This window comes from Vibrio sp. HB236076, assembly GCF_040957575.1.
Lineage (GTDB): Bacteria > Pseudomonadota > Gammaproteobacteria > Enterobacterales > Vibrionaceae > Vibrio.
This window is the reverse complement of record NZ_CP162602.1, coordinates 401,463-421,170: the sequence shown is the minus strand read 5'-3', so window position 1 is coordinate 421,170 and position 19,708 is coordinate 401,463. Positions and strand designations below refer to the sequence as shown.

Sequence of the window (19,708 nt, the reverse complement as noted above, 5' to 3'; positions counted from 1 at the left end):
GTATTGCAATGGCGACTTGAAACCGTTAATCTCTCGCCCCTTAAAATTGCACTTTGACTTAACTATCAGTTAAACCCTAAATACCGGGTTTACTTTATGAGTACTGATTATGAAACACAGCAACCAGACGCAACAGATAGGGACTATCTTCAAATTAAAATCGTTTTGGACTTTTTTCATCCCGTCATTAATTGGTGTTTTGCTCTTTATGGCGCCCATTCAGACGGATGACGGATTGACGATCCCAGTCGCTATCCTTGCCAAACTGATCCCTGCATGGTTTGGCGATCGCCTGGTTGCTTTGATCACCGCTATTGTTGTCGCGATGGCAATACTCTCTGTTGTCTATAGACTTTGGAATAACAAAAAAATTCCCTCTGCATCTTTTATTCACAGTTTATTGAACGTCACCACAACCTGGCTGTGCGTTCGCCTGTTTGGGGGGATTGCGATTTTTTGTACCTACTTTGAACTCGGACCAGAAGCGATTTGGCAAGCCAATACCGGTGGATTGGTTTTGCATGATTTAATGCCGACACTGTTTTCTGTCTTTATTTTTGCAGGCTTGTGTTTACCATTGCTGCTCAACTTTGGTTTGTTAGAGTTATTTGGTGCTTTGCTCAGTAAGATCATGCGCCCTGTGTTCAATTTGCCCGGCCGCAGCGCCATTGACTGCATTGCCTCTTGGCTTGGCGATGGCAGCGTCGGTATTCTGTTAACCAGTAAACAATACGAAGGTAAGTTTTATACTCAACGTGAAGCGGCCGTCGTCGGTACGACGTTTTCAGCCGTGTCGATTACGTTTAGTTTGGTGGTGATCGCCCAGGTAAAACTCGAACACTTATTCTTGCCATTTTACGGCGCCATTTGCCTAGCTGGTATCGTTTGCGCCATCATCATTCCCCGCTTGCCACCGCTTTGCTGGAAAAAAGATCATTTTATTGATGGCACTCCGGCTTGCGTTCAAGATGATGTCGTCCCCAATGGCCATTCTCGATTTTCTTGGGGCTTATCGCTGGCGCTGAGTAAAGCTGATTCTGTGGCTTCACCACAAGATATGCTCAAAGAAGGACTTAAAAATGCCATTGATATGGTGTTTGGCGTATTGCCTGTCGTGATGGGGATGGGGACGATTGCACTGATCTTGGCTGAGTACACGCCGCTATTTTCGCTTTTAGGCCAGCCTTTTATCCCTTACTTAGAGCTGCTCGGTATTCCTGATGCCCTACAAGCGTCGCAAACCATGGTCGTAGGTTTTGCGGACATGTTTATTCCTTCTATTTTAGCTGCGCCCATAGACAGTGACATGACTCGCTTTGTTATTGCTGCTATGTCTGTCACTCAGCTTATCTATATGTCTGAAGTCGGCGCTTTGCTGTTGGGCAGTAAAATCCCTGTCAACATCATCGAGCTGTTCGCCATTTTTATTTTGCGCACCTTGATCACGTTACCCATCATTAGCCTAGTCGCGCACGCTTTGTTTTAACCTTCTCTGTGACGGCGCTTACCCTGCGCCGTCCGTTTTCTCAATCCAGAACCCAAAGTGAATAGCTTTTTTCTGCCACGGTCAACTGACGCTGTGACAAACCTTGAGCACAGTCCTCAGGCCAAAGGCATCTCGCCTGCTCGCCCAACCAATCCGGTAAGCTCACCGATATCGAATGAGGCGCTTTGTTTATCACCACCCAGCCTTTAGGGCCTAAATCTGGGTGATAACGAGTAAAAATAAGTAACTCTTTTTGCGCCGAGTCAATACGCATCTCAAACCCATGCATGTGGTTGTGAAAAGACAATAATGACGACATTTGGGCCGACTGCCAAAGCGTTTGCCACCGAAGGTGAACATCGCTATCTTCTATGCCACTTAGGCGGTGCTCTGCATAAATTAACGGTACCCCGCCATCTCGGCAGAGCAAGTAGGCGTAACCCAACCACTCGCTGGTTTCATCAACTAACAAGGGCAAAAACACATCATTATTGGGAATATCATGAGTGATGATGAACGTCACGGCACGTTGTGGTGATAAAGCCTGACCAAAACAATAAGGGTCGATGAGCGTTTGTAAGTCTCCCTCAGAAGATAACGCCGAGCGCAAGGTATGAAACAAGGGAAAGTCATAAGCATCTAACGCGGTATCGGCTAAATAAGGGGCGAGGAACAATTCGTACTCTTGTTGCGTTGCACCGCCATCGGTAATGATTTCGCCAAAGACATGGCAATCTTGGCAAAGTTCTTTGTCCCATACGGCTTTTAAGTGTTCCAGGGAGAGGTGTTTGGCCGCATCAATACGAAACCCCACCGCGCCAAGCTGCTTAATGGCTTTGATATAAGCACGTTGGGCCTCAATCACTCGAGGTGTTGGCTTTAATGTCGGCAACCCTGGGTCGGACTGACCACCAGAAATACGCCCTTTTTGCACCTGGGTGCGATTGCGCCAGTTTTTGATCGCAAATGGCCGTTCAAAATCACCTTGTTCAAATAGGGGTAAGCTCAAGTCGCCAAACAACCGCCATTGGCTTGTTTGAGCTTCATTGTTGCGGTACTGCTTGAGCAATGACTCACTGGGGTATTGCAAATCATCGCGAAGAGAAGATTCATTGGCCATGTGATTGAACACCACATCGACATACAAACGTAAATTTTCTTTTGCCAGCGCGTGAGTCATGGCGACAAAGTCGTCGGTGTTGCCCAACTGATTATCGATGAGACGATAGTCTTGAGGTTGGTACCTTTGCCACCATGGCGTACCATCGCTTGTGTGCTCCGAGCGCATTGGCGGTGATACTAACACCGAGGCAAACCCAAGTTGTGCTATGGTCTTTGCGCACTTTGCCACTTCGGTATACGGCCAATCAAAGGCATGCAATATTGCATCGGTAGGCTGAACAACATCATCCATGATTCTTTCCTTCACCCTCTGTGCTTAACGATTTCAATGCCTAGCTATTTTTCTGATCAAGTAACATCATTGGCGTTGTCATTGATTATAGCTTAAGTCCGGTAGAGCACTTTAACCACATGCCAGCCAAACTTAGTTTTTACCAATTGAGGCGTGAGAATTTCACCTTGAAAACAGGCTTTATCAAATTGAGGCACCATTTGCCCACGGCGAAATTCACCTAAATCCCCACCGCGTTTGCCCGACGGACAAGTGGAATGTTTTTTAGCTAGAGTTTGAAACTTTGCCCCTTTTTTAAGTTGTAAGATCAGATCTTCGGCTAACTCTTTGTGTTTAACCAATATGTGTAAAGCTGCTGCACTTTGAGCCATAATACGCCTCTAAAGGTAAATTTCGTGTAGTATAAGTATCACAAATCACGAAAAATGATTGTGATAAAGCAATTTACCTATTATACCACTATGCTTAGTTCAGTGAATCATTATCCCAAAGCTAGGATAACCAATGAATAACTCGCAACGCGCCGCAGTAACTCAAGGTTTGTTGACCTTTCAATTAACCAATCGACAAACGTTTGCCATTGGTACGCTAAAGGTTCAAGAAGTGCTACCGCTGCCAAAATTAACACAAGTACCGGGATCACCAAATCACGTGATCGGTACCTCATACATCCGCAATCGCAAAGTACCGATCATTGATACCGCCGCAGCGATAGGCTTTCGGCCATTGAGTCAAGAGCAATACCCCAATTGTCAGCTGATCATTACCGATTGTCTTAAAATGGTGGTGGGCTTTTTGGTCAATCGCGTCGACCGTATTATTGAATGTGATTGGAGTAAAATTGAGCCGCCGCCGCACACACTGGGTTCGAATACCTTTGTTACTGGTGTCACACGGCACGATCAATCCTTGGTGCAGCTTCTCGATGTTGAACGATTGCTCGATCGCATCTCACCCAACTTAAAGCAAGCCGAGGTCAGTGCCATTGCTGTTAAAGAACAGCAACAATTACAAAAATTAAACTTATTACTTGTAGACGACTCTTCCATTGCGAGAAGACAGCTCTGTGATGCCTTAGATAAATTAAATGTCGAATACACGCTGTGTACTAACGGCAAAGAAGCGCTAGTCGCGATGAATCATGCCGCCAATGCAGACCGAGCCATCGATATTTTGGTCAGTGATATTGAAATGCCAGAAATGGATGGCTATGAACTGGTCTTTTCGGTCCAAAACGATCCCAGACTCAACAAAGCGTATCGCATTTTACACACCTCGTTATCGAGTGAGATTTCAGTAGAAAGAGCTCAGCAGGTCGGCGCACATCGAGCATTAGAAAAATTTAATGCCAACGAACTGATAGATGCCATCATTACTGGTGCAAAGTACTTAGAAAAAAATGCCGCTGTCTAACGGCATAAGTCAATGATCGACTGGCCTAATAACGCATTAATTCGTTGGTCACTTTGCAAAGACAAGCGAGCTTTTATTTGCACCAACAAATAATCAATGCACTTAGCAGCAAAACACTTGGATCCTTGCTTGGCAAACAAGTGATAAAATACCGTCTGTAAGATGATGGTAAACTCTCTCACTTTGAGCGCAGACATCCAACTTCGCTCAAAGGCTTCCACCCCAGATTGGCTGTCGAGATGCGACAGTAGCCGCTCCATGAGTATTGCTTCTACGCCTTCAGTAAAGTGGATTTTTTTAGGAAAGTGATGACAGATCCCCGTGCGAGAAATACCCGTTTGCTGACTTAAAGACGTGTAGGACATCTCTTCATACCCCAATGTTAACAATTGGTCGAACACCGCGCTTTTAATGGTATTGATCGTTTCATTGGTTTCTTGTTTACTGCGTTTGGGCATATTATCAACATTTCCGAACAGTGAAGTCTTGCACAGTTAGCCATACCAAGCTCAATGAAATAAAACCATTGAGAACTCAGCAGAATGATCTGATAAATCAACCAGAGCTGTACCGGACAACATCTCGTTAAAATCCTTGTTAATCAGACAATTAATGGTCTTATAATTTTTTTCCAGCTGCAAGTACAAAGCGAAAAATGCCGTAATAACTTAAGTTTTTAATATAAAATCATGAATGGGATCACATACTGTATTGTTATTTAAATCAATTAAAAGGCAATGAAAATGCTGCCTAGGTCACAGCAAACAGAATCGCATTCTGTTTGTTTTTTGATTTAAATCATAACGTCGGTTCAGTATTTCACTACTATTGCTCTATAGCCCCATTTGGAGATAACTAACAATGAGCAATGAATGTAATAACGTTTGTGAAGCCTGTGGCTGTGCTGGTGAAATTGGTTACATAATCCGCGAAGGCGATGAGTCCGTCAGTGTTAACCTTGAGTCTGCGACTCAGATGGCTTTAAACGATAAGATTGAGGTGTACCGTCAGCTCGCGCAATCCATCAACTCTGAAGTAGGGATAAACATTGATCTCAGTACCACGTACAACAACAAAGCCACTTTGCACTTTGTGTTTCCGGTCAGTGTAGAAAAGCTCATCTTTGAGCTTAAAATACGACAGTTTCCTCAGCAGGGGTAACCGATTCGCCACCCTCAATACTCTGTATAGCGTTGTCGTTATATCGTCGGATAAAGTAAGCGTTCTTTATGGATTTTACCTTCATCATGGATAATGATGGGTTATCGCTAGTGACCGACTTGAATTTACAGTAAAGTAGTATTGTCATGTTTTGCTGTGGTCGTTCATCTTGCTTCGATACTTGTGTTTACCTCTACTTACTTTTTGTGCTCAAGCAATAACGCTTGAGCACAATGACGTGCTCAATTTTCTCGATAACTATGGCAATTTAAATTTGACCCAAAAAGCCTTTTCCCAGCTGCCAAGTGGCCTGACTCTGCAAGGCAATCTCAACATCTCTCGAACGAACATTCAACGTATTCCTGAAGGGCTCAGTATCGACGGGCATTTAATCGCGTCGCACAGCGCCTTAAGCCGACTCGCCCCTGGAACCGTTATTAAAGGTTTTGCTGATCTCAGTTATACTCAGATCGCAACCTGGCCAATGGGGGTGAACGTGGGAGGCTATATCAATCTCTCGCACACCCCTATCGAATCGCTGCCAAACCGTTGGGTGGTCAAAGGGGATTTAAGTTTAGTAGGGAGTCGAATTGAAACCTTGCCTGAAGGCCTTCACGTGATGGGCAACTTATACATTGGGGGATCGCGGTTGACAACTTTTCCCAATACCATGACCGTGGATGGCAATATTTACTTGGGGGGTAATCGCATTACTACTTGGCCAACCGCACTCACATTAGGTGGTGCTGTCGCCCCTTAATCTACGTGGTTTGCAAGCTATGGTTAACGGGGGTCACAGGTGTTACCAAGCGCAGTAAACCGGTATTTATTGCGCTTGGCTAAACCCTATTTGTCGAGGCTGGTGTTGTTTACTGGGTTGGCGTAACTGGCGACGAGATAGCGCTGAGCACCTTCTGGCAAAGCTTTGAGCTTATCGGCAAAGCGTTGACAAGTTTCTTGGCTGATCGCATCGGTTTCTTGCCCAGAAGCCAATAAATTAATCGGGAACAAGTGATAATTGAGATGAATTTGACGATCGATTTCCGCCGCTAACGCTTCTGGCGTTTCAAAGTCTTGCTCAATCACATCACCAAATGACACCACAACTTTCCCCTTGTAGCCTGTGATACCTTTGATAATGCTCTCGATATCTTCAAACTCGCTTTTTTCGTAATTGCCGAGCTCGGATTTGGCATACAATTCGTTGGCCTTGGATAAATCACACGGGTCGTTTTCATAAGAAATCGAAACCGGGACAATGTTGAGCTGTTTCATGTAGTCAGCAAAGGACTGTTTGCGCTTGCGACCCTCAACGTGGAACATTTTCAAAATGGCCGGATCGGTAAAGTCATTGCCATCTTTTGCTCGCCCTTCTTTTTGTGCAATCCAAATAGAGTTATTGGTTTCTAAAGAATGCTTGATGTACCCGGAGAGTTGGGCTAATGCCTTCATCATTTCTCTCGGCGCTTTAAGTGAGCGTTTTACAATAAAGCTCTTATTGAGCTTCATAAGCTCCGTTGCACAAGGCATTTTCAAAAGGTTATCGCCAATGGCAATACGAACGGTTTGGTGCTGATGCGTGTGCAAGCCATAGTTGACTAACGCAGGATCCATGGCAATGTCACGATGGTTGGAAATAAACAAATACGATTGTTCTTTGTCCAATTTTTCCAAACCTCGGTATTCAACACCGTCGGTGGTTTGCTCAAGGGTATGCTCGAGAAACTTTTTTACTTCGTGCTGAATGACGGCCACCGAGTCTAACTTTCGCCATTTCATTTTAAGATACAAACGCAATACAGGCACAATACAACGACGAAACCACAGCGACTTTTGCTGATAACGGTGATCGATAATGGCGCGTAAGAAATCGTCATCATTGATCAAACGATCAATGGCAGCAGGAATTTCATCATCGTTGTAAGGACGAATATCTGCAAAGGGGTCTGTCATGTTGGTCATAGTTTTTCGCGATGCTCATTGCCCATCAATACATATCAAACCATGCATTCACAAGCTTTATTTTCAAGGGTTGGCATTAAATTGGAGCCATATTCTGAAGGTATTCGATAACATGTCAATACCTTTCACCTGCAATACTCGAGTCAAACCGGTTTATGAGAGGGCTTTGACCTAGGGGGAATATTGGTCGCAAGGTAAATTCATGACAGACCGTGTGTGTAAGGGCGTGTTCAGTGCGCATCAACAACGCGTATCAGCGAGCATCAACCGGCCTATCATCAATGACATTGTTGCCTTTTACCTCTTGGCAAGCCATTGACAACACGTTACTCTAGCGCACTCTTTTCAAGGTCTGCCTTATGAACATTGCCATAGAATATCAATACCACACGCCAACTCGTCTCCATATTTCGCCAAGAAAGCCGGCACTGAAACACCAGCTGTTTTTGCCGATGTCGGGCTTAGTACTGATCCGGATCGGGCGTTTAGACTATGCCATTGAACCAGGACAAGCTTTTTGGGTACCACAATCGTGTTTACACAGCGTTACCCTGCTACCGAATACGCAATTGCATCAAGTGAGCTTTTCCGTGCGTTTGCTCGACGCTTTTCCTCAGCAAGCCGGTTTTTTCACTCCCTCACCTTTATTGTCTGCCCTATTAGACAGAGCGCAACAATTACAACAGCGCTTTGATGATGCTCACCGGGACACGGCGTTCAATGACCTTCTCAACGTCATTAAAAACGAAGCCACATTGTTTTGCCCGCAACTTAACAGCACCGCCTTGAGTACAATAATACAAAACTGGCAGCACCTTGCTCCGTCTTCGTCAGTTGAGTTATCTTCGGACACAGAACCATACTGGCCAACAGAGATCAGCGATAAAGACGGTGTGGAGAGGCTATTGCTGGCAGTACGTGTACGAGAAGCAAAACGCCAGCAACTGTCAGGTCTTAAAGAATCGCAGATCAAAGGCGCGCTCTTCCCTGAACATGCACAAAGTTTACAAGAGATTCTGAGCCCTTGGTTTGACTAAATACCGAAGGGGGATTCTTGAGAAGGCCACTAGTGAGCATGAGATAGGACAGTGGCTAAAACGGCCACTCAACTTGTAATTGAATGTCTTTTAAGGCTTCTTGATGCCAACGGTAATCCAAGCGCCACCGGGCATCTCCGGCGTTGCGATCACCTAGGCCTAAACTCAATTGTAAGCCCTGGTTCATCAACCACTCTGTGGTGGTCATTTCACTTTCCATTTCCTTGAATTCATCAGGGACCCATAACCCTAAGCCAAGGTAATTGTCGTCAATACTCTGACTAATAATCGGCGCCTGATCTTCATTCATCCACCAAGATGACCAGTAGTCATTTTCTTTGTCACTTTCCAACCAAGGCAAGGCGACGTCAGCGACAATCCCGATATTGTAATTGAGGGTGTTGCACCATTCTTGTTGATATTTATTTTGATCAATCACAAGAGAAGGCTCGGCTACACAACTCGCCGAAGCGACATTCCATCCTGATACGACCAAAGCCGCGAGGAAAATGATATGAATGATTTTATGCATAACACGAAACCTAAATAATGAAAACTAAAGAAAGAGTTGTTGTTGCTCAATCATCTCTGCCACCGTTGGTGTGGTCAATTGATCAATTGATTGCCCTGACGCGAGCCTCTGACGAATCACGGTGCTTCTTATCGACACACGCTCTGGGCAAGCCAGTACAGACCAACGCGCCAAAATATCGTTTGCGCGATAAAACTGGCCAAACTTTAACAAATTATCGGGACCAATCACGAAAGTAATATCGGCATTGGGATACAAATCTTGAATTTTCTCTAACAATTGGAAAGTAGTCACAGTTTCAGAGTCTTGGTAAAGCTCTGACTCTAGTCGCAAACAGTCAATATTGCTCAGGTTGAGATCCGACATAAACGCCTCAACCAAAGTGCAACGTGTAGCATAGTCAAGCATCTCCTTGCCCCAAGCGTGCGCAATGCTAGGCTCAAGAAGCACGCGATCAAAATGGCTTAACGATTCAATGACATCTTTATGTCCTAGTGACGGCGGGTTAAATGCACTCCCAAATACAGCGATTTTTTCCATCTTATTTGCTTTCCCCTTTCAAGGAAGTTTTCTAGTGATATTATTGAGGTATGATACTATCAGATTAACCATGCTTGCAGAAAAAGGAATGTAGAATGGAACAAGAAATTCGCGATGAGATGCGTGTTTTACCCTCAATTGATGCTAACTTCGAAATAGAGCGCCGCGTCGCTTTCATAAAGAAAACGCTAAAGGCTGCAGGTTGCAAATCGGTCATTCTTGGCATTAGCGGTGGGATTGACTCAACCACCTGCGGCCGACTAGCACAACTTGCGGTCGATGAACTCAACCAAGAGACTGATGGTGGTTATCAATTTATCGCGGTACGCTTACCTTACGGTGAACAAAAGGACGAAGATGAAGCGCAACTGGCTTTGAACTTCATTCAGCCTTCTCATTCAGTCGCTGTCAATATTAAGCCTGGTGTCGATGGGCTTCACCAAAGCGCCCAATTGGCCCTGCAAGGTACGCCTTTATTACCGGCCGATCCAGCAAAATTGGATTTTGTAAAAGGCAATGTCAAAGCACGCGCTCGTATGGTGGCCCAATATGAAATCGCTGGTCTGGTCGGCGGCTTAGTACTAGGCACGGATCATTCTGCTGAGAACATCACTGGGTTTTATACCAAGTTTGGCGATGGCGCTTGCGATCTCGCACCTCTATTTGGGTTGAGCAAACGCCAAGTTCGCCAAGTGGCTGCCGAGCTTGGTGCTCCTGAAGTCCTAGTTAAGAAAACACCGACCGCCGATCTCGAAGATCTCACACCACAAAAAGCCGATGAAGCCGCACTCAATCTGACTTATGATCAAATCGACGATTTCCTCGAAGGCAAGCCTGTCAGTGAAGCCGTTGCCGCTCGTTTAATTGACATTTACACCAAAACACAGCACAAGCGTCAACCTATCCCAACCATTTACGACTAAAGCTGTACAGCCGGTGCTACGACACCGGCTTTTTACATGCATACGCTTTATTCGCGTTATCAGCAGGTTCAACGCTCGATTTCAATATCACTGTCGGCAATACAGCTACACGCTAACACAAACCCCTGCAGACGTTGTAACGTCGTTAAACCCAATAGCGAGTCAGGTTGAATGACTTTCCCTGACTTGAGTTTAACTTTACAACTGCCACAAAACCCAGCCCGACAACTGCTGGCAATGGGCAATCCCATTTTTTCAGCTTGGGCGAGTAATGACGTTTGATTATCGATGGTATAACGCTTGCCCTCACACGTGAGTTCAAACTCTTTTAATGGCGCTTGCTGCGCTTGGTAGCCAAACTGCTCCTCTTGTATGTCACGCACGCCTAACGCTTCGAGAAAACGTCGGCTGACTTGACGAAAGCCCGCCGGGCCGCAGAGATAAACACCATACTCATCGATGGCCGGTATCCCACTTAGGTGAGCCAGTGCCAAGCGCCCGTGTTGACCACGCCATGATGACGATGGCTGAGACAAAATATATTCCACCGTCAGGCTTGGCCACACTTGCTCTAATAAGGCCAGTCGATTGCGCCACACCATATCTTGTTCATCTCGACACTGATGGATAAAGTGCACTGGAGATGAATACCCTTGCTCAAAAAGCTGAAATAACATCGGCATCATTGGCGTAATACCGCTGCCCGCTGATAAGAATAATAACGGCTTAGTCACTGATTTTGGCAGTATAAACTCACCTTGTGGAGGCCATACTTTTATCGACTGGCCTGGTGAAAAGTGCTCGTGAAGATAACGCGACACCAGGCCATCATCTTGTTTTTTGACTGTAATTTGCACACCGTGGTTTAAGTCAGGCTCACCAGACAAACTGTAATGACGACGGTGGCGCTCACCATCAATCATCACCTCAATCGCGACATGTTGACCCGCTTGATAAGACCAATTGGTGTTTTCGGGTAATGAAAAATCAAAACTCATCATATCGTGTGTTAAGGGATAAGTGTCCTCACAAGTTAAGGTCAAGGGTTTCTGCTGCAGATCTTGATAGGGTTCTGGTGTTTGCCATTCAAGGACTTTGACCTCATCCCCTTCTTGAATCATACCTTCATTTTTAGCAACGAGGTTTTGACCAAAAAACACCCCCCCTTTTGCGGATAATCGAAATTGTGACAATGTTTTTAACGGCTCTTTTGAGGGTTTAAACGCCGCTTTATCAACATCAACGGTGGTTAAGATACAACGTTCACACGGCTTGACCACGTCAAATAGTACGTCGCCAATTTGCACAGTTTTCCAACGGTCTTCGACAAAAGCCTCGGTCGTCTTCACCACTAGATTCGGCCGAAACTGCGCCATTTGATGTATTTCACTGCTGCGCTCATTGAGCTCATTTAATGAGGCTTCCCCTATCAATAACAAGGGGTAACCATCGGCAAAACTCACAGCATGACCCAATTTAGGCCGAATTCGTTTCGACACTCGGCCAGTAAAGAGTAAATACACCTCTTGGCCCAATAAGTCAGAAAACCATTGATCCGCTTGTGGTGTTGTTCGATGCGCTTCAAAAGTATCGCTCCACACGGTGACCGTATGTAAGTCAGGCACAAACTCATCAAAGTTAAGCGTTAATGCCGGTCTATCATCGGCTGAGACAATCAATCCATCGGCGACAATAACCGCGTTGACCGACACCAATTCAGGGTAAACTCGAGCAGTCACCATTTTTCCATCCGCGGTGGCCAACATAAATCGGCGATCAAAAGCTAAACCTTGCTTTTCAACCCAAGAGCGCGATTGGCGAACTCCTGACGTCGATTTAATGGGATAGACAATGATATTACTCAACCTAGGCAGTGACATGAGATTCCTTATTCAAAAACGTGGGGTGAAAGCGCTAACAGACAGCCGAATACGATCGGTAATATCGGTTCTATTCAGACATTAGGCCGATAAAATGAACAAACTAACGTGCATTGTCATGCAAATTACTCTATCATCCTGTCGCCTAAAGAAAACGTTTGCGTTTACTCTTAGGTGACAGTTTAAGATCATAACACCACGGGAGCAATCAAATGACACAGATTTCACTTACTCGCCCAGATGATTGGCATGTTCACTTAAGAGATGGAGACGTATTAAGTGACACCGTACGTGACATCAGTCGTTATAATGGTCGCGCTTTAATCATGCCCAACACCACTCCTCCTGTGGTTAATACCGACATGGCAATGGCATATCGCGAGCGCATTATGGCCGCCAACCCTCGTCCTGGCTTTGAACCGCAGATGACGTTATATCTCACTGATAATACGGATCCTGCAGAGATTCAGCGTGCAAAAGACGCCGGCGTAGTTGCCGCTAAGCTCTACCCCGCTGGTGCGACAACCAATTCTGACTCCGGTGTCACGGACCCGAAGAAAATTTACCCGGTCTTAAAAGCGATGCAAGAGGCCGGTTTATTGCTTCTTATCCACGGTGAAGTCACCACGCATGAGGTGGATATTTTTGACCGCGAGAAAACCTTTTTAGAGCAGGTTCTTGCGCCTATCGTCAACGACTTCCCTAACCTAAAAATTGTCCTTGAGCACATCACAACCAAAGAAGCGGTGGAATTTGTTCGTCAAGCGAATGATAATTTGGCGGCCACCATCACGGTTCACCACTTGCTTTTTAATCGCAACCATATGCTGGTGGGAGGGATCAAACCTCATTTTTATTGCTTGCCCATTTTAAAACGCGGTACACACCAGCAAGCCCTTATCGAAGCGGCGACCAGTGGCAATAAAAAATTCTTCTTGGGTACCGACTCGGCCCCACATCCGAAAGGGGCAAAAGAGTCTGCTTGTGGCTGCGCTGGCTCTTATACCGCGCACGCCGCGTTAGAGCTTTATGCTGAAGTGTTTGAATCGGAAGGAAAACTCGATAATCTAGAAGGGTTTGCCAGTTTCCACGGCCCTGATTTTTACGGCTTACCACGTAACCAAGACCACGTTACTCTAGAGAAAAAAGCCTGGCCTGTCGCTGACACCATGCCATTTGGTCAAGATGTTGTGGTGCCAATCCGCGCCGGTGAAAACATTGAGTGGACCGTCACTGAAGGTTAATTTCTCTTACACGCCAACAGGAAATGCGATGCTGTTGGCGTGTTCTATGACCCATCCTATAATCATTCACCGTTGAGGCGACTAGGCCCATTCAAACGCCCTCTTCATCAAACTTAACTGACTAAAGCCGTAAAGAGTTAACCCAGCAACGCTTTAACCGACATTGCGCTCAGCAATAAGGTCAATGTGCTTTGCTCCCCCCTTATTGTCATGATATTAATAGTTATTCTAATATGACTACAGCAAAGGAGAGGCTATGAGCGTTGAACGCGTGAAAGCATTTTTAGCTCAGCATGCAACGGATTTAGAAGTGACGGAACTCACACAAAGCACAGCGACTGTACTAGAGGCCGCTCGGGCTTTTCAGGTCGAGCCTAGCCAGATAGCGAAAACCCTATCTTTGTATCTAGAAGAAGGCGTCGCTCTCGTTGTTATGGCGGGTGATGCAAAAATCCACAATAGTAAATTTAAACGCCATTTTGGTATCAAACCTCGCATGTTAAAAAGTGAAGACGTCGAGCCGTTAACTGGGTTTCGACCCGGTGGCGTTTGCCCTTTTACCTCACATCAAGGGGTCAGGATCTTTTGTGATGAAAGTTTAAAAGCCCACGAACATGTGCTTCCTGCCGGAGGCAATAGCAACTCTGGCGTGCGCATAACCCCCAATCAGCTTGCCAAGATTTGTCAAGCCGATTGGATTGATGTGGCCAAAGATCCCAGACTCGAAAACGCTTAAAAGGCCCGATGATAAAGCGCCCCGCCTGCGCTTTATCATTTGTCATTGCTTCCTATGTATATAAAGGCGACATTGACTGACGCAGCATCTGTTCTATTGCATTGAGCGCCCTTCAATCAACTCCATTTGAGTTTGTATTGCTCTGGGGTAACACCTGCGTATTTTTTAAACATATTGATAAAGGGGCTCGCCTGATTATAACCCAAGGTGATCGCCACTTCTTTTACCGTTTGCCCTTTGCGCAACAACTCCATCGAATACAGATATCGGCAACGCAAGCGCCACTCGGTAAAGCTCATCCCAAGCTCTCTTTGACAGTGTCTCGCTAACGTTCTCTCTGTGGTATGCACCACTATCGCCCACTCTTTTAGTGAACGCGTATCCGCCGGTTGTTGCTCAACCGCAGCCAAAATGGGAGCGAGGTGTTTGTGGGTACTGGTGGGTAAAAACGGCTCTTCGCTGGGCTGAGAGATAAATTGATCGAGCAAAACTTGAACTAGGCGTTGCTCGATTTCATTTCTGGCCCCAGCGGCGGATTTGCGACGGAAATCGTCGATAATGGCGGTGATGATGGGCGTCACTTTGATCAAGCAGGGCGTGGTAGCAAACAAGTCAGTGATGGCTGAGTCATTAATATTGATAGAACAATACTCCAATGGGCGACTGTTATAACTGCGGTGTACCACCCCAGCAGGTATCCAAATAGCCAAGTGAGGCGGGATAAAAAAGCGCGTATCATCACATTCCATTTCCAGCATTCCCCCACTAATGAGCTGTATTTGCCCCCAAGAGTGACTGTGTAAACGCGTTTCAGTGTGAGAAGAAAACGCTTCAAAATTAAAAAAAACGTCGTTGGGAATATCGGTTAACTCCAACGAGGGGTGCAATGTTCGCTTCGGTTGGTTCATTCGTGACTCACTTCCCCTTGAGCATCAGGTTGGTTTCTCTGTCTAGCAAAATACCACCATAGCGAAGTGAAGTCATAAGTTAATTTACTTTGTTGAATTACCGAGAAAATCAGAGCTATTTCAAGTTAATCCTTCATGCAAGCGGCTATAGTGTAGAAACAATAAGACAAGGAAAATAATTGATGACAGATCATACTGGAAAAAGAGACCTAACGCTGCGCTTTATGGCAGAACCTGGTGATGTCAATTTTGGTGGCAAAGTTCACGGTGGCGCTGTCATGAAATGGATTGACCTTGCGGCTTATGCCTGTTCTGCGGGTTGGAGCGGCAAGTATTGTATCACCGCTTATGCCGGGGGAATACGCTTTGTACAGCCCATTCATGTCGGCAATTTAGTCGAAGTGAATGCCAAGGTGATCTATACCGGGCGTTCATCCATGCACGTTGCCATCGATGTTCAAGCCAGCGATCCTAAAGTGTTAACCAATCGCTTAACCACTCACTGCATCGTCATTATGGTCGCGGTGGATGAACAAGGTAAACCAACCGATGTGCCCAAATGGGTTCCACAAACCGATGAAGACATCGCACTGGAACAATCAGCGATAAAACTCATGAATATGCGCAAAGAAATCGGTGAAGAGATGCAAGCCCATGTGAAGTATCTTATTGATTAAACATCATTGTCATATTTTGTTCACACTGTTTTGGTTTAATTTTTGCCTCTCTTTGATGGTAAGTAGGCAAACGTTTGGGTATTAAAAATACAACACTCAGTGAGTCCACCTTAACGGATCTCAAATCGGTCGAATATCAATGGGTCAGGACCATGTATGTCGAAGGTTACAACGACGATGACATTAATCGCTATATTCTGACTTGCTTTGGTGGAGATGAGATTTTTGCCGACTTGTTTCGCAAAGTCGCCTTGCAAAAAGAAAGTGTCTATACCCTACTAAGGTATTTAGAGTGTGCCCCTTCTAGTCGCGAATTCTTGCGCTGAGCACAGACGAATCGCTTAACAAAAAAAGGCTGCCATCGGCAGCCTTTTCTTAATGGATTGGCGCAGTATCATCCGGATTGTATTGCGAGAAATAATGCTCCAATACTTCGGGGGTTAACTTGCCCTCTTGCTCTAACTTTTTTAATTCAGCAACAATTTGTTTTTGCTGATCTAGGCTAGGTAATGCAACCTCAGCATCACTATCGCCCGCTTGTTCGAGAATCGACTCAAGCTCATTTTGGTCTTTGTCAGACATCTTACTACCTCTCAACTTTTGCTTGTGAGAAGAATATCAAATTTTAAAGCGGCCCACCAACTCATCGAGATGACGAGAGAGTTGTCGCAATGCTTCACTCTCTTGGGCGAGGTCTTGCGACGTGGACGTGGTCAGCTCGTTAATGCTGTTGATCTCTTCAACATTGTTGTTGATCGTTTGTACCACACTTGACTGCTCCTCAGTCGCGGTGGCGACTTGCGTATTGCGATCAGAAATATCCACAATGTGCTGAGAAATATTCGCCAACATAGCAACAGCTTCATCGCTGCTTGACACGCCTTGCTGCGTGATCGTTTGACCATTCTCCATCGCCGACACCGCTTGTTGAGCATCTTGCTGTAACTGGTGGATCATCTTCTGTATTTCCGATGTGGAGTCAGCCGTTCGACTCGCTAAGCTGCGAACTTCATCGGCAACCACGGCAAAACCTCGTCCTTGCTCCCCAGCTCTCGCCGCTTCAATCGCCGCATTAAGCGCCAGTAAATTAGTCTGCTCCGAGATGCCTTTAATCACATCCAGAATCGAACCGATGTTATTGGTGGTCAGAGCCAGTTGATTAATGACGGCGCTGATTTGCCCCACATCCTCAGAGAGTTTGCCAATAACAGATTTGGTATGTTCTACCACATTGCGCCCTTGATCGGCATGATCAGAGGCTTGGTTAGCGTAGTCGGCAGCGGTTGCCGCATTGGCTGCGATTTCAGAGATTGTTGCTCCCATTTGGTTCATCGCGGTGACAACTTGAATCGTTTGATCCCGTTGTTCTTGGCTATTGCTGTGTGTACTAGCCGCTTGCTCTGAGACCATGTGTGCCGTGGTACTCAGCTGGCGACTGGTATTAGACACCTCATCGATGGTGCGGTGGATTTTATCGATAAAGCCATTAAACCCACGTGACATTTGCGCAATTTCATCTTGACCTTTGATATCGATACGCTGGGTTAAATCCCCTTCACCCTGACCTAATTCGATGAACCGCTCTGCCAATAACTTAATCGGGCGCGTAATACTATTGGCTATCATCAAGGCCATGGCAATAAAGATAACCGCGACAACCGCAGTCACGACAATAATGTAAAAAAGCAAATCATTAAGCGCAGCAAACACCTCGGATTTGGGCACAACGCCAACCACATACCAATCCATACTGGCGATATATTGACTGGCGACAAAGACTTCCCCCTGCGCGGCATCCGCATCGATCAAGTTAAACTGCTGTGGGTTTAACAGCCCTTGTGAAGAAGCGCCATAAAGACTGAGTAGCGATTGATCTGACTTTGCGGTTTTGGGGTGAATTTTAACGTTGCCCTCGGCATCCGTTAAAAAGACATAGCCACTTTGTTCTAATTGATAAGACTGTAAGGTGGTGACCATCGACTGCAAAGAGCGTGACATACCCGCAACGGTGTTATTCTTGCGATTTTGGTAGTTGGTGAACATTTTAACTTCACCCGTTGGTTCTTGAAAAATACTGACGTTGGTGGTTTTTCCCGAATTCAGAAAATCAAAAAACCAGCTGTCTTGTTGATGGTTTAGCTGTCTTAGAAAGCCATTTTGATTCCAGTAATACGCGGTCTCTCGATTGGCAATTGAGGCATCATTCAGATCGTATTGCGCTTTAAGATCGTTAAGTTGTTCTACGATCATCGCCTCGGTAGCGCTATCGCGTTGCGACCCACTTACCGCCGAGGTAATAAATTCACTACTCGCCAACTGCTTCGAAGCCGACAGCATTTGGCTCACTTGACTGTCGATATCGGCACTAATTTTACTCAACACTAGGGGCAGTTCGATATCCACCAAACGATGACGCAGGAGCTCTCGAGCTTGCCCTTGAATGAGATAACTAACGATAATCGTGGAGGCTAAGACCGCAAAGGCCATAGCAAGGACAATTTTTTGTTTGATTGTCCACGAGTGAAAAATTGACATATAAATACCCAAAATATGAACAGGTTAAAAGTATCGGCGGAGGAGGTAAAAACTCAAGTTGAGTACGGCGACTAGCAGAAAAAATTGGACCCATATCACATTGATAATATTGTCTTTCCGTGCCAATTCAATACTATAGTGTAGAAATGACAATTGGAATTAGGGCTCAGTGTGCCGACAACAGACCATTGTATACCGGCCGTCAATACAAGACCAACAATTAAATAAATATCTTTAATATCAAAATATTAGTTGAACTTTTTCCTCAGATGAATGTCTGTATAAAAAACGAGTTTTGAGGCAACAATGCAAGATAACTTCCAACAAGTTAGACACTATTTACACTCTCAAGTCATTGGCCAACAGGCCTTAGTGGATCAACTCTTGATTGCGCTGCTCGCTGATGGTCATATTTTGGTTGAAGGGCCCCCTGGGCTGGCAAAGACCAGAGCCGTCAAAACCCTGGCAGATATCATTGAAGGCGATTTTCACCGTTTGCAATTTACCCCAGATTTACTGCCGGCGGATTTAACTGGCGGTGATATTTATCGGCCAGAGACAGGCTCATTTACTTTTCAAGCAGGGCCCATTTTTAATCCTTTGATCTTAGCCGATGAAATCAACCGAGCACCGGCTAAAGTACAGGCGGCCATGTTAGAAGCCATGGCAGAAAAACAAGTGACCGCGGGGCGTAAAACCTACCCATTACCGGATTTATTCTTGGTCATGGCCACCCAAAACCCCCTCGAACAAGAAGGCACTTACCCCTTGCCAGAGGCACAACTTGACCGCTTCTTGTTGCACTTAAATGTCGATTACCCAGACAGTGACTCAGAACTTGCGATTTTGCGATTGAACCGGGGTGAAGCTCAAGGTCAGCAAGGAATGGCTAAACCACATCTGTCTCAGGCAGATATTTTTACTGCAAGAGAACAAGTCCTCAATGTGCATATGTCGGAAAGCGTCGAGCAATACATCATTCGCTTGATCATGGCAACCCGACAACCTGAGCACTATGACGACCAAGTGGCGAAATGGCTCACGATGGGAGTGAGTCCGCGAGCCACCATTGCCCTTGACCGCTGTGCTCGGGCCCACGCCTGGTTAGAGGGGCGTGATTACGTTACCCCAGAAGACGTTCAAGTCATGGCTTTTCCCGTGTTGCGCCACCGCTTGCTACTGAGCTATCAAGCTCAGGCGGAAGGCATCAGTGGCCATCAAGTCGTTGACCGCTTACTTTCTTTAGTCGGCAGCGCTTAA

21 protein-coding genes are annotated in these 19,708 nt (G+C 45.7%); 11 read left to right on the top strand and 10 right to left on the bottom strand.

All coding sequences use genetic code 11. The annotated features are described in order from the left end of the window. The first annotated feature begins 109 nt into the window (after positions 1-109). On the top strand, positions 110-1,486 hold the full coding sequence (locus AB0763_RS15150) for a YjiH family protein (RefSeq protein WP_306099279.1): 1,377 nt from the start codon (positions 110-112) through the stop codon (positions 1,484-1,486). Between the two features lie 40 nt (positions 1,487-1,526). On the opposite strand, the gene AB0763_RS15145 is transcribed toward AB0763_RS15150, so the two are convergent. Next, positions 1,527-2,900 carry an alpha-amylase family protein gene (locus tag AB0763_RS15145; RefSeq protein WP_306099278.1) on the bottom strand — a complete coding sequence of 458 codons (1,374 nt, stop codon included), beginning with the start codon at positions 2,898-2,900 and terminating at the stop codon, positions 1,527-1,529. Between the two features lie 92 nt (positions 2,901-2,992). After that, positions 2,993-3,271: a peptidylprolyl isomerase PpiC gene (gene ppiC, locus AB0763_RS15140; RefSeq protein ID WP_306099277.1), complete on the bottom strand. Its 279-nt coding sequence runs from the start codon at positions 3,269-3,271 to the stop codon at positions 2,993-2,995. 133 nt (positions 3,272-3,404) lie between these two features. On the opposite strand from ppiC, the gene AB0763_RS15135 reads away from it, so the two are divergent. Further along, positions 3,405-4,313 (top strand): chemotaxis protein, encoded by a 909-nt coding sequence (locus AB0763_RS15135; RefSeq protein WP_306099276.1) that lies wholly within the window; start codon positions 3,405-3,407, stop codon positions 4,311-4,313. On the opposite strand, the gene AB0763_RS15130 is transcribed toward AB0763_RS15135, so the two are convergent. Continuing rightward, positions 4,310-4,771, bottom strand: coding sequence for a TetR/AcrR family transcriptional regulator (locus AB0763_RS15130; RefSeq protein WP_306099275.1), 462 nt, complete (start codon positions 4,769-4,771; stop codon positions 4,310-4,312). The two genes, AB0763_RS15135 and AB0763_RS15130, sit on opposite strands and share 4 nt — an antisense overlap. 403 nt (positions 4,772-5,174) lie before the next feature. Here AB0763_RS15130 and AB0763_RS15125 point away from each other — a divergent pair, with 403 nt between their 5' ends. Together AB0763_RS15125 and AB0763_RS15120 are read left to right on the top strand one after the other, a co-directional pair. Continuing rightward, a complete protein-coding gene (locus AB0763_RS15125) occupies positions 5,175-5,474 on the top strand; it encodes a DUF406 family protein (protein ID WP_306099274.1) in 300 nt (99 codons plus the stop codon). A 238-nt stretch (positions 5,475-5,712) separates the two neighbouring features. Further along, positions 5,713-6,234, top strand: a complete 522-nt coding sequence (locus tag AB0763_RS15120; protein WP_368644268.1) for a hypothetical protein — start codon at positions 5,713-5,715, stop codon at positions 6,232-6,234. 86 nt (positions 6,235-6,320) lie between these two features. Here AB0763_RS15120 and AB0763_RS15115 read toward each other — a convergent pair whose 3' ends face one another. Next, positions 6,321-7,436 carry a 1-acyl-sn-glycerol-3-phosphate acyltransferase gene (locus AB0763_RS15115; protein WP_306099272.1) on the bottom strand — a complete coding sequence of 372 codons (1,116 nt, stop codon included), beginning with the start codon at positions 7,434-7,436 and terminating at the stop codon, positions 6,321-6,323. Between the two features lie 359 nt (positions 7,437-7,795). Here AB0763_RS15115 and AB0763_RS15110 point away from each other — a divergent pair, with 359 nt between their 5' ends. Continuing rightward, complete coding sequence (locus tag AB0763_RS15110) at positions 7,796-8,473, top strand: AraC family ligand binding domain-containing protein (protein ID WP_306099271.1); 678 nt, start codon at positions 7,796-7,798, stop codon at positions 8,471-8,473. Between the two features lie 55 nt (positions 8,474-8,528). On the opposite strand, the gene AB0763_RS15105 is transcribed toward AB0763_RS15110, so the two are convergent. Both AB0763_RS15105 and AB0763_RS15100 read right to left on the bottom strand, forming a co-directional pair. Then, on the bottom strand, positions 8,529-9,005 hold the full coding sequence (locus AB0763_RS15105; protein WP_306099270.1) for a hypothetical protein: 477 nt from the start codon (positions 9,003-9,005) through the stop codon (positions 8,529-8,531). 24 nt (positions 9,006-9,029) lie between these two features. Continuing rightward, positions 9,030-9,545, bottom strand: coding sequence for a nicotinate-nicotinamide nucleotide adenylyltransferase (locus AB0763_RS15100; RefSeq protein ID WP_306099269.1), 516 nt, complete (start codon positions 9,543-9,545; stop codon positions 9,030-9,032). Positions 9,546-9,640: 95 nt separating this feature from the next. On the opposite strand from AB0763_RS15100, the gene nadE reads away from it, so the two are divergent. Beyond that, positions 9,641-10,468, top strand: coding sequence for an ammonia-dependent NAD(+) synthetase (gene nadE / locus AB0763_RS15095; protein ID WP_306099268.1), 828 nt, complete (start codon positions 9,641-9,643; stop codon positions 10,466-10,468). A gap of 68 nt (positions 10,469-10,536) precedes the next feature. Here the strand turns inward: nadE and AB0763_RS15090 are convergent, their stop codons facing one another. After that, complete coding sequence (locus AB0763_RS15090; RefSeq protein ID WP_306099267.1) at positions 10,537-12,348, bottom strand: MOSC N-terminal beta barrel domain-containing protein; 1,812 nt, start codon at positions 12,346-12,348, stop codon at positions 10,537-10,539. A 212-nt stretch (positions 12,349-12,560) separates the two neighbouring features. On the opposite strand from AB0763_RS15090, the gene pyrC reads away from it, so the two are divergent. Next, positions 12,561-13,592 carry a dihydroorotase gene (pyrC, locus tag AB0763_RS15085; protein ID WP_306099266.1) on the top strand — a complete coding sequence of 344 codons (1,032 nt, stop codon included), beginning with the start codon at positions 12,561-12,563 and terminating at the stop codon, positions 13,590-13,592. 256 nt (positions 13,593-13,848) lie between these two features. Continuing rightward, entirely contained in the window at positions 13,849-14,328 is a 480-nt protein-coding gene (locus AB0763_RS15080) for a YbaK/EbsC family protein (protein WP_306099265.1), read from the top strand. Between the two features lie 116 nt (positions 14,329-14,444). On the opposite strand, the gene AB0763_RS15075 is transcribed toward AB0763_RS15080, so the two are convergent. Next, positions 14,445-15,236 (bottom strand): helix-turn-helix domain-containing protein, encoded by a 792-nt coding sequence (locus AB0763_RS15075; RefSeq protein ID WP_306099264.1) that lies wholly within the window; start codon positions 15,234-15,236, stop codon positions 14,445-14,447. A 182-nt stretch (positions 15,237-15,418) separates the two neighbouring features. Here AB0763_RS15075 and AB0763_RS15070 point away from each other — a divergent pair, with 182 nt between their 5' ends. Further along, positions 15,419-15,913: an acyl-CoA thioesterase gene (locus tag AB0763_RS15070; protein WP_306099263.1), complete on the top strand. Its 495-nt coding sequence runs from the start codon at positions 15,419-15,421 to the stop codon at positions 15,911-15,913. 74 nt (positions 15,914-15,987) lie between these two features. Continuing rightward, positions 15,988-16,239, top strand: coding sequence for a hypothetical protein (locus AB0763_RS15065; RefSeq protein WP_306099262.1), 252 nt, complete (start codon positions 15,988-15,990; stop codon positions 16,237-16,239). A gap of 49 nt (positions 16,240-16,288) precedes the next feature. On the opposite strand, the gene AB0763_RS15060 is transcribed toward AB0763_RS15065, so the two are convergent. Together AB0763_RS15060 and AB0763_RS15055 are read right to left on the bottom strand one after the other, a co-directional pair. Continuing rightward, the gene (locus AB0763_RS15060; protein ID WP_306099261.1) at positions 16,289-16,495 is read right to left on the bottom strand and encodes a restriction endonuclease subunit S; all 207 of its coding nucleotides are present in this window, start codon (positions 16,493-16,495) and stop codon (positions 16,289-16,291) included. Positions 16,496-16,531: 36 nt separating this feature from the next. Then, on the bottom strand, positions 16,532-18,448 hold the full coding sequence (locus tag AB0763_RS15055) for a methyl-accepting chemotaxis protein (protein WP_306099260.1): 1,917 nt from the start codon (positions 18,446-18,448) through the stop codon (positions 16,532-16,534). 306 nt (positions 18,449-18,754) lie between these two features. Between AB0763_RS15055 and AB0763_RS15050 the strand changes: the two genes are divergently transcribed. Further along, positions 18,755-19,708, top strand: a complete 954-nt coding sequence (locus tag AB0763_RS15050; protein WP_306099259.1) for a MoxR family ATPase — start codon at positions 18,755-18,757, stop codon at positions 19,706-19,708.

Excerpts from the sequence above, each read along its gene's own strand:
- AB0763_RS15150 (WP_306099279.1), top strand. The coding sequence starts at position 110 with ATGAAACACAGCAACCAGACGCAACAGATAGGGACTATCTTCAAATTA.
- AB0763_RS15145 (WP_306099278.1), bottom strand. The coding sequence starts at position 2,900 with ATGGATGATGTTGTTCAGCCTACCGATGCAATATTGCATGCCTTTGAT.
- ppiC (WP_306099277.1), bottom strand. The coding sequence starts at position 3,271 with ATGGCTCAAAGTGCAGCAGCTTTACACATATTGGTTAAACACAAAGAG.
- AB0763_RS15135 (WP_306099276.1), top strand. The coding sequence starts at position 3,405 with ATGAATAACTCGCAACGCGCCGCAGTAACTCAAGGTTTGTTGACCTTT.
- AB0763_RS15130 (WP_306099275.1), bottom strand. The coding sequence starts at position 4,771 with ATGCCCAAACGCAGTAAACAAGAAACCAATGAAACGATCAATACCATT.
- AB0763_RS15125 (WP_306099274.1), top strand. The coding sequence starts at position 5,175 with ATGAGCAATGAATGTAATAACGTTTGTGAAGCCTGTGGCTGTGCTGGT.
- AB0763_RS15115 (WP_306099272.1), bottom strand. The coding sequence starts at position 7,436 with ATGACCAACATGACAGACCCCTTTGCAGATATTCGTCCTTACAACGAT.
- AB0763_RS15110 (WP_306099271.1), top strand. The coding sequence starts at position 7,796 with ATGAACATTGCCATAGAATATCAATACCACACGCCAACTCGTCTCCAT.
- AB0763_RS15105 (WP_306099270.1), bottom strand. The coding sequence starts at position 9,005 with ATGCATAAAATCATTCATATCATTTTCCTCGCGGCTTTGGTCGTATCA.
- AB0763_RS15100 (WP_306099269.1), bottom strand. The coding sequence starts at position 9,545 with ATGGAAAAAATCGCTGTATTTGGGAGTGCATTTAACCCGCCGTCACTA.
- nadE (WP_306099268.1), top strand. The coding sequence starts at position 9,641 with ATGGAACAAGAAATTCGCGATGAGATGCGTGTTTTACCCTCAATTGAT.
- AB0763_RS15090 (WP_306099267.1), bottom strand. The coding sequence starts at position 12,348 with ATGTCACTGCCTAGGTTGAGTAATATCATTGTCTATCCCATTAAATCG.
- pyrC (WP_306099266.1), top strand. The coding sequence starts at position 12,561 with ATGACACAGATTTCACTTACTCGCCCAGATGATTGGCATGTTCACTTA.
- AB0763_RS15080 (WP_306099265.1), top strand. The coding sequence starts at position 13,849 with ATGAGCGTTGAACGCGTGAAAGCATTTTTAGCTCAGCATGCAACGGAT.
- AB0763_RS15075 (WP_306099264.1), bottom strand. The coding sequence starts at position 15,236 with ATGAACCAACCGAAGCGAACATTGCACCCCTCGTTGGAGTTAACCGAT.
- AB0763_RS15070 (WP_306099263.1), top strand. The coding sequence starts at position 15,419 with ATGACAGATCATACTGGAAAAAGAGACCTAACGCTGCGCTTTATGGCA.
- AB0763_RS15060 (WP_306099261.1), bottom strand. The coding sequence starts at position 16,495 with ATGTCTGACAAAGACCAAAATGAGCTTGAGTCGATTCTCGAACAAGCG.
- AB0763_RS15055 (WP_306099260.1), bottom strand. The coding sequence starts at position 18,448 with ATGTCAATTTTTCACTCGTGGACAATCAAACAAAAAATTGTCCTTGCT.
- AB0763_RS15050 (WP_306099259.1), top strand. The coding sequence starts at position 18,755 with ATGCAAGATAACTTCCAACAAGTTAGACACTATTTACACTCTCAAGTC.